Below are 12,869 nucleotides of genomic sequence, written 5' to 3'. Positions count from 1 at the left end.
CGCTGTCGGCCCAGAAGGAGGTTCGCCAAGGTCTGCGGTCGATCGAAAGTAATATTCATAATCGTCCATCGGCCAAATGGCGTCACTCCGTCTGTCCACAAACTAGGGGAAGTTCATCTATTTTTTTAGAGACCTTGAGATTAATTCACAAGTTACGCTTGCGGCGAGAGTGCACGCCAGCCCATGATAGTCGTCGCCTTTATGTGCGTCACCATTGTCGACCACAGCCTTTGCGCTAAAGAAAAGAGGGCTTATAGCAGAGAGTCTCGCTGCCTCATAAACGGCATATGACTCCATCTCAAAGGTTTTTGTTTTCCTGTGTTGATCTCGTATAAGGGCAACAATTTTTTCGTCGGCGATGACGGCGCTACCGCTGGAAGAGTGAGCGGTTAAAATTTTAAAATCGAAATATTCTTTGTGTTCGGGTATTTGGTTTCGTTTGGGCTTTATGTTGCCGGAAACTCGTTTATTAAACTCTTGATCATCTGCAAGCTGTCTAATAATTAGCTTTGTTTCGTGCGCAATTTGTACAGTGTAAGACTCTGATTCAAACCCATTCACTCCCCATTTGCCATAATCATGTTGTTGGCAGCTGTCGGGGATTACGACATCATAAATGTCTACCTCACCTTTAACGCCTGCACAGATGCCGCTCATGCAAACGAGTTTGGGTTTGAAGATATCTATGGCGCGGCTAGTGGTAATCGCGCAGTTTACCAAGCCCATGCGCGGGAGAGTTATGATAAGCCCGCTGAAGTTCTCCAGCTCCAAACGCCGGCACTCCATACCGTGCAGATTGCTGAATTCGCCGACTGCGAAACCTGCTTTGGAAAAACCTTCAGCTTCTTTTGGTAGAGCACAGATGATAATGAAGTCATATGATTGACATTCAATGCATGCTTTTACTTTTCCCTGGAGGGTTTCTTTCCATCGTTCATTGTCTTCATTATATGTAACAATATGGATATCTTTATGGTTTAAGTTTTCAAAATTATCCTCAGCAGCGGCTAGGAACTGGGTTATTGCAATGACGGGTGTTCTGAAATTTATGCACTGATGGTCTCGTATTGCTTCGATTATGTCTTCTGTTACGTTGTGTGTCTCATCGTCATCTGCAAATCTGGGTACTATTAGGTCTACTACGATTAAATCGTATTTTTCTCTTTGTGTATATTTAAAGAATTCGGAAAAGCAATCTACCTTCTGTGTCGCAATTGCGGGTTGTACCGCTTGGATCGCTAGTTCGATAGCTGCGGATTTTTTAGGGCTATCTTCCAGGATAAGAACTTTCATATTTTCAATAACTCTTCTTTGATAGCTACTTTCCAGTCTGTGGAGCCTTCAGAGTAAGCAATGCAAGTGACTACGTCACAGTCGAGAAGTTTTTTTATTTCTTCTTTTGCTTTTGAAAGCGGATAAAAATCGCCGCATATTTCGATGTCTGGATATTGTGTAACAATGATGCAGGGGTCATTCCTGTCGAGTTCCTTCAATTCCAAGAGAATATCTAGTCCTCCGGTCAACAGCGAAATGGGAGAGCCGCCGCCGTGAACTGTCGGATGGCTTGGTATTGCCATGTCCACTATTACTAGCTCGTAAATGTTATTGTTTACCATCTCGACGGCATCAGCGAGATTTGTTGCTATAGTGATGTTGGCTCCGTCTACATTTTGTTGTATGTGGTCTGTGAGGCTGTTGGCCTTAAAGCTATCATCCTCTATAATTAATATAGGCTTCATAGATGCTCCAGGTCATAGGATATATGTATTACTACTTTTCTGTCTTTGCATGCTATTTCTTCGATATGGAAGTTTGTATCTGACTGCTCTAGCTGATAGAGCTTTCTAATCCCGCTTCTTACTTCATCTAAATGGGCATTTTCGATGTCGTCGCCGGGATTTACTTTAAGCCGTTCTGATACAAGATGCTCATCTTCTTCGTCTTTTATCTCGGAAGAAATGATTACTTCCGCTTTTCCGGGTCTGGTAGAGCTCCACTTAGTAATTCCAAAATGACGGTCAACTGGAGCTTCCCTTTTTCCGTGTTTGGCGGCGTTATAAACTACTACATAGAAAGCGTCATAAAGAACATGATATGGGCCACCCATCAGCTCTATATCGTTAGCTTCCTCAAAATGGGAGTCTGCATGAAAATCTGTAAAAGTTTCCCTGACTTCCTCAATAACCGCTTTATACAGAAGGGACAGAGATGCCTTGGGTGAGACGCTTACTGGTCTTTTGAACCACCCATACATAGCGATAAGCTTTTCATCTATCTGTCGCATTAAATCTCTGTTGAAATCCCTGAAGATATCTTGAAGCCTTGCAGGTGTGTTTGTTTTAATCGAGTTCAGAAGATCATTTTGTATAAGAACATGTTTTTGGGACTTGAGAAAGGAGTTGACGCTCTTTAAATCTACCTCAACAATTCGCCAGCAGTATTCAACTATATATTGGCTAGTGTTGCTCGTGACTTTGTTTTCCGTAAAGTCTTTCACAATTTGTTTGGCGCACAGTATGGCGATTTCAAACTTTGTTAGGTCTTTAAGGTGAGGCTTTAAAAGTGCTTCTCGTTTGTTTTGAGATTCGACGTGCAATTTGTTAGAAATAATGCTGTCTATTGTCGACTCATAATTCGTCACCCACTGTTGCCACAAGCCCTGTATTGCAGGGTCGCTTAAAAGTGCTTTGTATTTATTGTTTGATCTTATGGCTACTATGTTTGAAAAGAGATGTCCTTTAAATGTTCCATGGCGTATGCGACGGCCTAGATATGAAGAAATACCAAATATTGGATTGGAGCAAAATGCTTTGTAGCATTGTTCTATTATGCTTAACAACTGCGGGTTATTAGTGTCTCGTAATGTATCGTTGTGATCCATGCTTGTAAGTGCTGCTGTCAAATCCCTTATTACCTCATCGCTCATCCATTCAGTAAATCGAGCTGTGTGAACGTAAATGCGATTGTCATCTAGTTCGTTTCTCACTCTATTAATTTGGTGATCGATAAGTAAGGTTCTTGCTCTGTCGATGTATGACTTGTCTCCGGTAAATTCACCCCACCATCTGTGCAGAGAGGCTCGCGTCTCGGTTATTTGATTGGATGCTTTGATAAGGTGGGATAGGCGAGCAATAAAATCTTCCGTACATATTTCGTATAAGTATTGAGCGACTGAGGCTGATTTTATTGAAAGCTCTTTTAGGAAGTCTACAATGTTCGCGTCGTGATGGCTGATTATATTTTTTTGCAGAAGCGAACGAAGTTTGTGGTTGTCTGCTTCGTTTTTACTTCTCTTTGCAATTAAGGAATATAGGATTATTTTTGATGTGTCCGATGGGGATAGTTTTGCGAGATTTTTTATTGCTGTAATGCTTATTGTGCGATCTAGGTCGACAGTGTTACTCATGATCGAAATTAGAGAATCTTCATGGATTTGTACGATTCCCTCTGTGTTGTAGATTGTTAAGTTGAATATGGCTGATCGAGTTATATAGCTTTCGTATTCAAACTTTCGAAGCTGTGGGAATTCATGAGATGTTAAAGTTTTTGCTGTTGCTATGCCGATAGGCGTTGCGATTGATACCCAGCGCGAAGCTCGTTCAGCCAGATTTGGAGTAAGCTCAAAGTAATGCGAGTCTGGGTTGTCGTGGAAATGGTCTATAAGTAAGCGATATTGAATAATATTATTATCCTCTAACCATGCTGAGGAATGTTTATAAAATAGATATTCTTCAGATGCCGGATACATAGCCGCTATTTTATCGATGCCAGGGCTACTTTGTTCAAGCGCATGGAATAGCATCTCAATAGCATTGTTCGTTTTTCGTGTTATTAAATGTTTGTTGATTTTTATTATTATTACTGCATCTAATAATGAGGATTGTAATGAACTCATTATCAGCTCGCTAAAATCGTCTTCGTCTTTCGCGAAGGGATGAAAGCTTAATCTGGTTATGTCGCGAGTATATTTATTAAGAAGGCCGCGATCCGGTAGGTTCATTATCGATCGTTTTAGGCTTAATGCTTCTTGCTCTTCTTGGAAGCAATTTAGTATTGAACTCAGAAGAAGGTTGCGTTTGCCCGCGCCGGCTGCATTTAATATTTGATCAACGCTCTCAATGCTCTCTTCATTTTTTAGAGAGTGGATCAGATACGCTTTTCTTAAAAGTGCATGGCTAAATCCATACTTGTCGGCGAGCGCCTTTAACAAAACTGCTGCCTCGCTCAACTGTATATTAGAAATTAGCTTGCTGACTTCGCCCAGCGCTCCTATGTAGGCTAGGATCTCATCGATGTTATCTGTCGCAATGCGTTGGACGAGATCAATTTGTTTGTCAAGAGGTAATCGGTCGAGACGTAGATAGACTTCCGTAGTTTGAGCCGACTTAGGAAACAATTCTGGAAGTATTCTACCGTGAGCCCGTAGCGTTTTGTCGATTTGGTAAATTTCGTTTGAAGATAGCTTTTGTCGTAGAGAGTTAAGTAGCTTTCTCGCTTTTACGTCTTGGGAGGAAACGATGGCTCGCACCTGGTTTCTCAGTCTTGGTTTTAGCTTTTTGAGCTCGTCAAAGGCGATAGTTTTTGTTTTTACAGTTTCTTCAAATAAGTTGAGAAGGTCCGTCTTTGTGATGGGCCTTTTGTCTTTTGTTTTAACTTCCATTGCATCGATATTTTCTGCTTTCATCCCTAGCGCCTATGTCTGTACCGAGCAGATTTGGAGTTCCCTCGTCGGAGAACATTATGTGAGCGTCGGCTGAGGAAGGCTACGAAGCTGCAGCGTTTTTTTCAACCGGGCTCGTTTTTTCAGATTCTAGAGGCAGTTGTATCAGCTAAATTCGATTCTCCAGCGTAAGCGTATGCCTTGCCCAGAATTAAACGGAGCGGGTCGTTGGTGCTCGCCTGGTCCTATGAACGAGTCTGCCTTATCAGCCGGCCACAATTTAAGACGGACACTCATACATTTTTTCCAGCTAGAGCGAATCCGCGAGTCTGATAACCCGTGTAGGGGGCGGCCCCCCTGGGAGGACCCATGATTCCAGGTTTCGCCAGTTGGCCTGAAGTCGCTTACAAGGTCAGAGCGGATGATCTGGATCACGAGCGAGCGAAAAAGGACTCGCACTCCGTGGTGGTGGCGCGTACTCCTCCGCTGAAGGCCGACGCTTGGCATGGGGCACGGGGGCTCTCAGATAACTGTAGATTGTGTGTTCCGCGTGTTCCATGTGTTCCACCTGGGCTGGAAGCCCCGGTTTACAAGGGTTTCGCTGGTGGAACACCGAAAATGAAAAACCGGAACACAAGCTAAGTGGTACACGTTTGGTGTTCCGCCTAGGGGCTCCGGTTTTGGAATGTCACCGCTTCAGCGGTGATATGTACGGGTCACGCTGCTAGCAATTCCTCGATAGAAAGTGCCTGTGCCATTTCAAGGATTTTGCGATGAGTGATGTGTTTGGGACCCATTGGGGCCTGCAAAGGGACGTTGAGATCCTCCAAGTTGCTATAGCGACGCCCGAGCGCTTTCTCTGTCGCGGTGAACTGCGCGGCGACTTTGGCAAAGTCTTGCGCCGCCTTGTCCAAGCGTTCTGCCCAGAGTAGGCGTGCAGCGTTCAGCTGATCTTGACGATAATCCCCTAGCCGCTGCTTCGCGCCTGAGATCGCAACATCCAATTTCTCGATCTCGGTCGTTAACGTAGCCAGAAGGGTATTGAGTCCACGTTTACCTTGAGCGGCTTGTGTCATTGCTTCCGATGCTTGCTTGAGAGCCTTTTCGGCACGCTCTTCGGCTACGTCGTCACCGTCGGCCAATGCTGCTGCGTATGCGTCGGCGGCACGTTGTTCAGCGGTTTGAGCTTTTTCGATTTCACTGCGTTGCTCCCGTTGTGCTTTCTCAAGCTTGGAGGAGATCTTCGTGCGTTTCTCTACCAGCTTCGTCAACTCGCCTTGGGTGTGCATAGCTCCCTTCTGGGCCTTTCTAATATCTGAACTGGCAGATCTGACACCTTCCTCCCAGGAAACTAATGCCCGCAGCCGGTTGATTTCCGCGTTGTGTTGATCAATCGCTGCCTTGGCGTTTGTATAGGGGGCTACTAGCTCGTGCGGGAAACGAGGTTTGCCTGCGCGGCTGTTGGAAAAGGTCTGCTCCGCTTCCCTGGCTGTTGCTCTGAGCTGTGGGAGCTGTTTGTTTAATTCAGCGAGAGCGGCTTGATGCTGCGTAAGTTGTTTCTGATATTCACTCATGGACTTCTCCGTTAAATAGAATTTTGTGGGTCAAGTTCGGGCTGGCCGGGCCCCGATATGCCAGCGAATCCCCTCTCTCAAAAGGCGCCTCATGCGGCCTCGGCTTCTGAAGCAAGAAGAGCGCTGGCGTGAACCACATAGGCTCGCGTTTTGGATAGGCCGGGTAGACGTACTGATTGGGCCGCACGACCCTCGGCGCTTGGCTCCAAGATGCCGCGTTCGATCAGCTCACGATTAACTAGGGTCAGGCTCATTCCTTTAAAAACTTCTGCTCTCCAAGCGGTGGGCAGGAAGTAGTAGGTCACGAGCGTATAAACGCCGTCCCCCATACCGTGTTCAACGGAGCGGCGGAACCCGAGTCGATCCGAGGTACGTGGCGCGTGGTCATCGGTTTTTGCTGTAATCCCGTCCCAACGGGTGAAACGGCTTTCACCAAATCGCTCAATGATTTGTTGCAGACGAGCCACAATTGCGTCGCCTTCCATGTTTCCGGCACCGCCGCGTTCATCCAGCCAAGCGTTGAGGCACACCTGTGCTGCTGTGGTTGCGGTGCCTTCTGGCCAACCTGTTACGCCTAGCGCCGTGGCTAGCTCCCCAGCGGCGGCGGCCAAGCCGAAACGAGCAGCAGCTCGGTGCGCTTGTCCACTTGTCGAAGCGGGAAGCGCTTTGGCAATAAAACGCTCTACCGTTCGCCGCAGGATGGCAGTCCAACCGAGCACTTCACCGGGCTTGCATAAGGCAGACAGGAAGGCAGTCAACGGCGTGCCATAGTATTTAGCTACTCGTGCTTTGAGGGCATCCGATAGGGCGGCTGCGTCCTCAAACCCATTCAGCACGTCAAACATACCTAGCCCCTTGCTTGCATCCGCCGGCACGGCCAACATGCGGATCTCCATCCCCGCTTTAAGCTCTTTGTTGGCGTCGGCCATGTGCTGTGCCAATGTCTTCTCGCCCGTCGAGAGAAACAGCAAGCGCCACTCCTGTACCTGTCGGCCCGCTTGTCCTCGATCATTGGCGCGTGCCTTGCCGGTGCCATTACCGAGCATGTACACCGTTTCACCGATGATGCGCGGATCGCACATGCCAATTTCATCCAGTACCAGGAGCCCGTCTGAATGCGCAGCAGCGATGGATTCCAGGGCGTTGTCTGTCGAGCGCCAAGAACGCACCACACGTGGCCCGCCATAGATCGAGGCGGCGACTTGTAGATGCGTGGTCTTGCCGCCGGAACTATCGCCGTAGAGATGAAACCCGCCCGACTCGTGACCGAGCATATTCAACAGCGGTCCAGCAAAGGCCACGCTGACGACGAACGCCAAACGATGGTTGCCTACGCACATTGCTCCGACTTGCTGTTGCCATTGTTCCAACGTCCCGGCTTCGCTAATGGGAGGAAGTTGCGCCCCGGCGTCGCAGAAGAAGAGGTGCTCATGGCTGTTTCCAATCTGCTGGTCAGGTAGCAGATATGCAGGTCCATGCCATCCAAGGCGAGTGACCAAACGGGCCCGTTCCGTGCTGTCGAACCCTTGCAAATAGCTTTGAAGATCGTTGCGTGCATTACGTCCAGAGCGAGTTCCTGGCAAACGCAATCCCATATCCACCAGGGGCCCTAAAACGTCCTTGCCGAAGTCACCGGTCATGTTGCGAGCCGGAATGTTCCAACGTTTTTTCTCACCGTCCGGGTCGTCGAACTCGACCAGCAAGCCCCAGTTGTGGCCCTTGTCGTCACGGGTGCGTGCGAGGATCTCCAGAGGCGAACACACTGGCCGCGCTTCGCCGTCGTCGCCGGAATAAAACACGCCTTCCGGCGTCAGGCGAAAACCACCGGGCAGCAGGTCGTTTTTTGATTTGGTGGGCCGCTTGGTTTTGGGCTGCGCCTTTGTTTCGACTTCTCCGGCCGGAGCGGGGGCAGGTGCCGAGCCAAGCAGCTCGCCAGTACGCTCCAGCTCGGCGAGGTGGGCCGGTGTCCAGCCTTTGGCGAGTGCATCGGCTGCATCATCGCCATCGTCCCATTGCGCACCTTTGGCAAAGGTCGGTTTGCCATTCTTCAGTGTGGGCTTGCGTTTGAAGACGTCCAGGGCGATTGCTTGCACTGAGGCGGCGCCGATTTCACGCAGCTTTTCCGCGACGGCCTCCATGCAGTTCTGACCGCTGGAATCGTTGTCCGGCCACAACAAGATAGACCGCCCTTTGAGCGGCGTCAGATCGGCCTTATGCCAAGAGTTGGAACCGTTCGGCCAGCAGGTCGCCACGTAGCTTGGCATCAGCTCGGCGGCAGCGTCGGCGGCTTTCTCACCCTCGCACAGTACGACTGGGGCATCGAGCCGTTGCGACAGCTCGTCCAGGTGCAGAAGGGGGCGCGGATCGAGCAGACCTTGCCAACGCCATTGGGTGGTTTGGCCGTCGGCGCGTTGGCACCAGGTTAACGGTGCAAAGACTTTCCTTGGCTTGCCGTCTTCGTCTGGTCCCAGGTCGAAGCGATAAAGCGCCATGAGGGGCTGGCCTTGCGCATCGCGATAGATCCACACCTTGGAGGGCGCGCCGTGCTGTCGATGCTTGGCCGGGCACTTATTCATGGCCTCGACCGGGATCGGCTGGATGGCGATCCATTCCGGTGCTTTGCTTTTGCTCGGTGTGGACTTTGATTGCGCGGCGCCGGCCGATACGTGCAGCAGATCCGCCAGCTTATTGCAGGCTTCCACGTCCGTGCCGCCGTCGAGGTAGCGCACCAGGTCGATCAAGTCGCCGCCCTTGTCACCGGTAGCAAAGTCCGCCCAGGTGCCTTTGCTCAAGTTGACCTTGAGCGACCCGGCACGTTTGTCCGTTCGGGTCGGGTTGGGGGCGGTGTATTCCTTGCCACCATCGACCCGTTTGCCGTTGGGCAGCCAGTGAGACAACACGCGATCAATGTCCTTGAGTGCGGCGCTTTTCACGTCGGCGAAGCTGGGGCGTTTTGTTGGGTTGTTCGTGCGCTGGGTCATGTATCGGCCCCCGGCATAAACATCGCGTCGTTCACGTCATCAATCAGGGCTTTTGCCATTTCACCGAGGTAAAGCGCGCACCAGCTGTAGCGCTCGCCTTTGTCACTCATGGCGGCATCGAGCGAGAGTTGATTGGCGTAATGCTGGAGGAGTGAAACCGTTTCGAGCGCGTCCTCAATAGGAATGCCTGCATTCACCCGAAACACGCCCTGGCCGGAGGTTTTATTGAAAAACGACGCTCGGCCTAGTGTGGTGTGAGCGCTCATACGGCACCGCCTTTCTGATCCATCGGAACAGACGTGGTGTCACCGTGCAGGGTCAGGGTTTTAATCAGTCCCAGGGTGCCCCGGACATCCCAAATAACAGCGGCCAGGACGTGATTGGCTAGGCGTGGTCTGTCGCTTTCGCTTTCAAAATGGTCCTCAAGCAACATCAGCACGGACTCTGCGCGGTTGATCGCACAGGTGATCGCATCAACAGGGACACCCTTCTCGATGTCTTTGCTGACGCAGAGCAGGTCTTCGGGCAAGGCGAAGCTGAGGGAGGAATTCATTGGGCACCGCCTGCGGCTTCGAGAGCGCGAGCTTTGACCATATGGGCGTTGTAACGGGCAAGACGAGTAGCGAGGCTGGAGTTGGCGTGTAGAGCGGCGAGAGCCATTGCACGGTGTGCAGCGGCGCGAATTTTGGAGGGATTGAGGGCGTGCATAGGTGGAGCTCCTTCTTAAGTAGGAACTGCCACGATTCGTCGCCAAACGAATGGGGGTGGCAGCTGTGCGCAGGTTGGCGAACCGGGTAAGAAGGAACCCGGCAGACCCGAAGGTCTCCCACGCACAGCCGCCATTAAACAAGAATGCGGGCACAAAAAAAGCGCCTGCAATCGAGATGGGGGCGCCTGTGCGCCTTCTTAAGCTCGGGTCGCCAAACCCGGTCGCTGATTTTGCAGCGACGGCCAAAGAGTAACGTCCGTTTTTCGAAAGCGCAACAGTGCGGGTGGCTTGCGGTTTTTTCGGGTGTGGCATAAATTGTTCGGGCATGTAGATTTACCTCAACGCCTCCGGATCGCCCCCGGAGGCGTTTTCGTTTCAGGCATGAAAGTCGAAGCGCAGGGAAAGCAGGGGCAGGAAGCCGCCTTGGAGCATCGAGCGGGCATCTTCATAGGCTTCCGCTTGCTGGCCCTCGTCGACGATCACCGCCCCGGTCTTTTCGCAGTGGAGAGAAAGCGCGCACCAGGTGCCATCAGCCCAACTGAGTACGCTGACCACACGACCTTGTTTGTCCTGCTGGCTGCGGTAGCGCTCCAGGCGTTGCATGAGGCGAGGCGAAAAGCCGATCTGGCGAAGAATGGAAAACGGGTGCATCAGGGCCTTGTTGGCGATCTTGCGGCTCATGCGGCCACCTGATCACGAGCCTCAATGCGGCTACGTGCCCATGCTTGGACTTCAGACAGAACCCAGGCGACAGGGGCTCCCCGAGCGATGCTGTTGGTGAGTTTTACGGGTCTCGGAAAGCCACTTTCAGGCTCGTTCATCAGCTTATAAATGGTAGGGCGGGCTAGGCCGACAATAGCCATCACCTCACTGATGCGGATGAGAGCCACCGGCGGATCATTCGGCGTGGAATCGTTTGCAGATGAGTGGAAGCGGGGCTTCTTCATTTCCCACTCCTTACGTTTACGGCCGAGCTGTGCGTGCGGCTTTCTAGCCATGTCGATATATCTTCAGGGCGATAGCGCACGCGACTTCCGACTTTCACATAAGGCAACGGATTGCGGCGGGAACTGCGCCAGGCGGCGAGTGTGCGGTGCGATAGACCGAGAGTGGCCGCGACTTGGTCTGGGGTAAGCAAATCAGTGGCGGTATGTGAAAGCGGGATGATTGATTGATGCGTTGCGGCAGTCATAAAGCGTTTCCTGTAGTCGTGGAGAGTTACAGGGCTAACGCTAATTGGAGAAATGGAAATGAACGGCAGTTCACTTCCTATTCGAATCGCTGCAAATTTTTTTGAGAGACTTGACCTGGCTCAGTCTAATTACAGAATAATGATTGAGGTTTGATTTGATAGCGAGCCAAAAAATTTTGTTCAGCTCGCAGTAGTTTGTTTTATTTTATTTGCATTGGGTCCCGCCATTCTACGCATTTAGTTTGTTGATTAACCTGAACAAGTATTAGTCCGCCTAGAGGGGGAGTGCTCAAATTGAAGCCAATCGAGGTGAGAGGTTTTGCTTTGGAGTGATAGTCCATTAGAAAATCTAAAAATATATCCACGATCTCCTTGTGGTTATTGTCGTCGGTATGTTTCGGTATTAGAAGTTTGAATTTTATCCTTTCATTTGCATCTGCGTAAATTGAAAATGCCGAGGTATAGGGATTGTCTTTCTTCAGCTTTCCTGTTGAACCGACTAAGGTTGGCTCAATCCTAGGTTTGGACATTACCTTTTTGGATGTTTCGAAAAGTTTTTGCTTGAGAAGTCGATAATGGTCTTTACCCATCTCGCCAAAAAAACCATCGAAATATGGCTTTGAAATGTAAGCAGCAACTAAAGGAAGGACAAACCATTCGAGACTCGCTTGAGGGCCGAGGGGGGGTCTGGATTGGACATTTAGAGTTAGTCGTTCATCTAGTATAGAGTCTTCAAAATCTTGAAATAAATCTTTTGGTAAAGTGTCCTCGTAAATTAGTGCGATTTCTGGTTTGCTCATCTCTAACATTCCCATGTTTGACAAATAGTTATTTTCTTGCAGCGGCGCTGAGTACTCCGCCCTCGACCAAGATGTTCCGTATTTGTTTGGTGGACAGCTTGGCTGCACCGCTCGGCGTTTTGAGCGCTGAGTCAGTACCGACAATAATTCCTACAACCTCTCGGTCTGATCGTCCATCACTGAGCAGACGCTTAGCGTGGGAGCAAATGCTCTGATTGCGGTCTGTGACGGCCTCGCGACGTATGTTTGCCGAGCTATAGCCTGCTTTGCGTGCGGTCGCGCTGATCCGGATTTTATCGGCGCTGCTCAGCACCGGTGAAGCATAGACGTTAGCCAAAGTCATGTAATTCCGGGCGGTCCCTATCAAGTCCGCCACGGCCTCCCGAGCTTCGATTTCCAGGTGTGCCAGCTCATGGCGTACCTCCATCATGAACTCTGCGACGTCGTTCGACGCCTCTGCATTAAGTGCGGCTAAGCTCTCCAAATTTCCTGAGCACACATCTGTATCGAAGCCACTCAACCACCTCTCAAGCATCTCAATAGCCCGGCAAGCGCGGTCAATCGCCAGCGCAGCAATATACTGGCTATCATTTATCGCCGAATTGGCCGACTCCCCTGCTACCCAGCGGATGCAGCGAGGCAGGTCGTCCCTAGAACGTTCAAATTGTTGACTTATGTTGCTGGAGAGTCGTCTTACATTTGCTAGTACGCGGACGGATTCAACGGACCACTCCCCATCTTTCAGGTGGCTCGCCCAATGCTCTTGGCCATTTCGTATTAGGTCGAGGGCATCATCGATGCGTTCGGCAAACTCTTCGTAGAGCGTGAATCGCTCGAACGTCTCAACAATCTCCCAACCTTCAATGTTGAGGGGATCGCTCAAATGGAATCTGTTACTCATCGCTCAACCCCAGCGCCCCGTTGCTGCGACCGGAAAACGCGAGCAATTGCGC

The 12,869-nt window shown here is 50.4% G+C and carries 12 protein-coding genes; all 12 read right to left on the bottom strand.

The window, feature by feature from the left end:
* Nucleotides 1-117: 117 nt before the first annotated feature.
* The gene (locus tag V3H56_RS22790; RefSeq protein WP_338473897.1) at nucleotides 118-1,293 is read right to left on the bottom strand and encodes a hypothetical protein; all 1,176 of its coding nucleotides are present in this window, start codon (nucleotides 1,291-1,293) and stop codon (nucleotides 118-120) included.
* On the bottom strand, nucleotides 1,290-1,739 hold the full coding sequence (locus V3H56_RS22785) for a hypothetical protein (protein ID WP_338473896.1): 450 nt from the start codon (nucleotides 1,737-1,739) through the stop codon (nucleotides 1,290-1,292). Before V3H56_RS22785 ends, V3H56_RS22790 begins: the two co-directional genes overlap by 4 nt.
* Nucleotides 1,736-4,684: a hypothetical protein gene (locus V3H56_RS22780; protein WP_338473895.1), complete on the bottom strand. Its 2,949-nt coding sequence runs from the start codon at nucleotides 4,682-4,684 to the stop codon at nucleotides 1,736-1,738. The genes V3H56_RS22785 and V3H56_RS22780 overlap by 4 nt, the downstream gene beginning before the upstream one ends.
* 692 nt (nucleotides 4,685-5,376) lie before the next feature.
* The gene (locus tag V3H56_RS22775) at nucleotides 5,377-6,234 is read right to left on the bottom strand and encodes a hypothetical protein (RefSeq protein WP_338473894.1); all 858 of its coding nucleotides are present in this window, start codon (nucleotides 6,232-6,234) and stop codon (nucleotides 5,377-5,379) included.
* A gap of 89 nt (nucleotides 6,235-6,323) precedes the next feature.
* Nucleotides 6,324-9,215 carry a DUF927 domain-containing protein gene (locus V3H56_RS22770; RefSeq protein ID WP_338473893.1) on the bottom strand — a complete coding sequence of 964 codons (2,892 nt, stop codon included), beginning with the start codon at nucleotides 9,213-9,215 and terminating at the stop codon, nucleotides 6,324-6,326.
* Nucleotides 9,212-9,481, bottom strand: a complete 270-nt coding sequence (locus tag V3H56_RS22765) for a DUF3077 domain-containing protein (RefSeq protein WP_009045449.1) — start codon at nucleotides 9,479-9,481, stop codon at nucleotides 9,212-9,214. Before V3H56_RS22765 ends, V3H56_RS22770 begins: the two co-directional genes overlap by 4 nt.
* Nucleotides 9,478-9,768: a hypothetical protein gene (locus V3H56_RS22760; protein ID WP_010457912.1), complete on the bottom strand. Its 291-nt coding sequence runs from the start codon at nucleotides 9,766-9,768 to the stop codon at nucleotides 9,478-9,480. The genes V3H56_RS22765 and V3H56_RS22760 overlap by 4 nt, the downstream gene beginning before the upstream one ends.
* A gap of 531 nt (nucleotides 9,769-10,299) precedes the next feature.
* Nucleotides 10,300-10,605: a hypothetical protein gene (locus V3H56_RS22755; protein ID WP_010457909.1), complete on the bottom strand. Its 306-nt coding sequence runs from the start codon at nucleotides 10,603-10,605 to the stop codon at nucleotides 10,300-10,302.
* Entirely contained in the window at nucleotides 10,602-10,871 is a 270-nt protein-coding gene (locus tag V3H56_RS22750; RefSeq protein ID WP_338473892.1) for an AlpA family phage regulatory protein, read from the bottom strand. Before V3H56_RS22750 ends, V3H56_RS22755 begins: the two co-directional genes overlap by 4 nt.
* A complete protein-coding gene (locus V3H56_RS22745; RefSeq protein WP_338473891.1) occupies nucleotides 10,868-11,116 on the bottom strand; it encodes a helix-turn-helix domain-containing protein in 249 nt (82 codons plus the stop codon). Before V3H56_RS22745 ends, V3H56_RS22750 begins: the two co-directional genes overlap by 4 nt.
* A gap of 200 nt (nucleotides 11,117-11,316) precedes the next feature.
* Entirely contained in the window at nucleotides 11,317-11,916 is a 600-nt protein-coding gene (locus V3H56_RS22740) for a hypothetical protein (RefSeq protein ID WP_338473890.1), read from the bottom strand.
* A 28-nt stretch (nucleotides 11,917-11,944) separates the two neighbouring features.
* Nucleotides 11,945-12,817 carry a hypothetical protein gene (locus tag V3H56_RS22735; protein ID WP_338473889.1) on the bottom strand — a complete coding sequence of 291 codons (873 nt, stop codon included), beginning with the start codon at nucleotides 12,815-12,817 and terminating at the stop codon, nucleotides 11,945-11,947.
* Nucleotides 12,818-12,869: the final 52 nt, after the last annotated feature.

The sequence above is a fragment of the Pseudomonas sp. MS646 genome (genome assembly GCF_036693845.1).
Classification (GTDB): Bacteria; Pseudomonadota; Gammaproteobacteria; order Pseudomonadales; family Pseudomonadaceae; genus Aquipseudomonas; species Aquipseudomonas chlororaphis_E.
The sequence above is the reverse complement of the archived record's forward strand: the minus strand, read 5'-3'. Positions and strand labels throughout refer to the sequence as shown.

Excerpts from the sequence above, each read along its gene's own strand:
- V3H56_RS22790 (WP_338473897.1), bottom strand. The coding sequence starts at position 1,293 with ATGAAAGTTCTTATCCTGGAAGATAGCCCTAAAAAATCCGCAGCTATC.
- V3H56_RS22785 (WP_338473896.1), bottom strand. The coding sequence starts at position 1,739 with ATGAAGCCTATATTAATTATAGAGGATGATAGCTTTAAGGCCAACAGC.
- V3H56_RS22780 (WP_338473895.1), bottom strand. The coding sequence starts at position 4,684 with ATGAAAGCAGAAAATATCGATGCAATGGAAGTTAAAACAAAAGACAAA.
- V3H56_RS22775 (WP_338473894.1), bottom strand. The coding sequence starts at position 6,234 with ATGAGTGAATATCAGAAACAACTTACGCAGCATCAAGCCGCTCTCGCT.
- V3H56_RS22770 (WP_338473893.1), bottom strand. The coding sequence starts at position 9,215 with ATGACCCAGCGCACGAACAACCCAACAAAACGCCCCAGCTTCGCCGAC.
- V3H56_RS22765 (WP_009045449.1), bottom strand. The coding sequence starts at position 9,481 with ATGAGCGCTCACACCACACTAGGCCGAGCGTCGTTTTTCAATAAAACC.
- V3H56_RS22760 (WP_010457912.1), bottom strand. The coding sequence starts at position 9,768 with ATGAATTCCTCCCTCAGCTTCGCCTTGCCCGAAGACCTGCTCTGCGTC.
- V3H56_RS22755 (WP_010457909.1), bottom strand. The coding sequence starts at position 10,605 with ATGAGCCGCAAGATCGCCAACAAGGCCCTGATGCACCCGTTTTCCATT.
- V3H56_RS22750 (WP_338473892.1), bottom strand. The coding sequence starts at position 10,871 with ATGAAGAAGCCCCGCTTCCACTCATCTGCAAACGATTCCACGCCGAAT.
- V3H56_RS22745 (WP_338473891.1), bottom strand. The coding sequence starts at position 11,116 with ATGACTGCCGCAACGCATCAATCAATCATCCCGCTTTCACATACCGCC.
- V3H56_RS22740 (WP_338473890.1), bottom strand. The coding sequence starts at position 11,916 with ATGAGCAAACCAGAAATCGCACTAATTTACGAGGACACTTTACCAAAA.
- V3H56_RS22735 (WP_338473889.1), bottom strand. The coding sequence starts at position 12,817 with ATGAGTAACAGATTCCATTTGAGCGATCCCCTCAACATTGAAGGTTGG.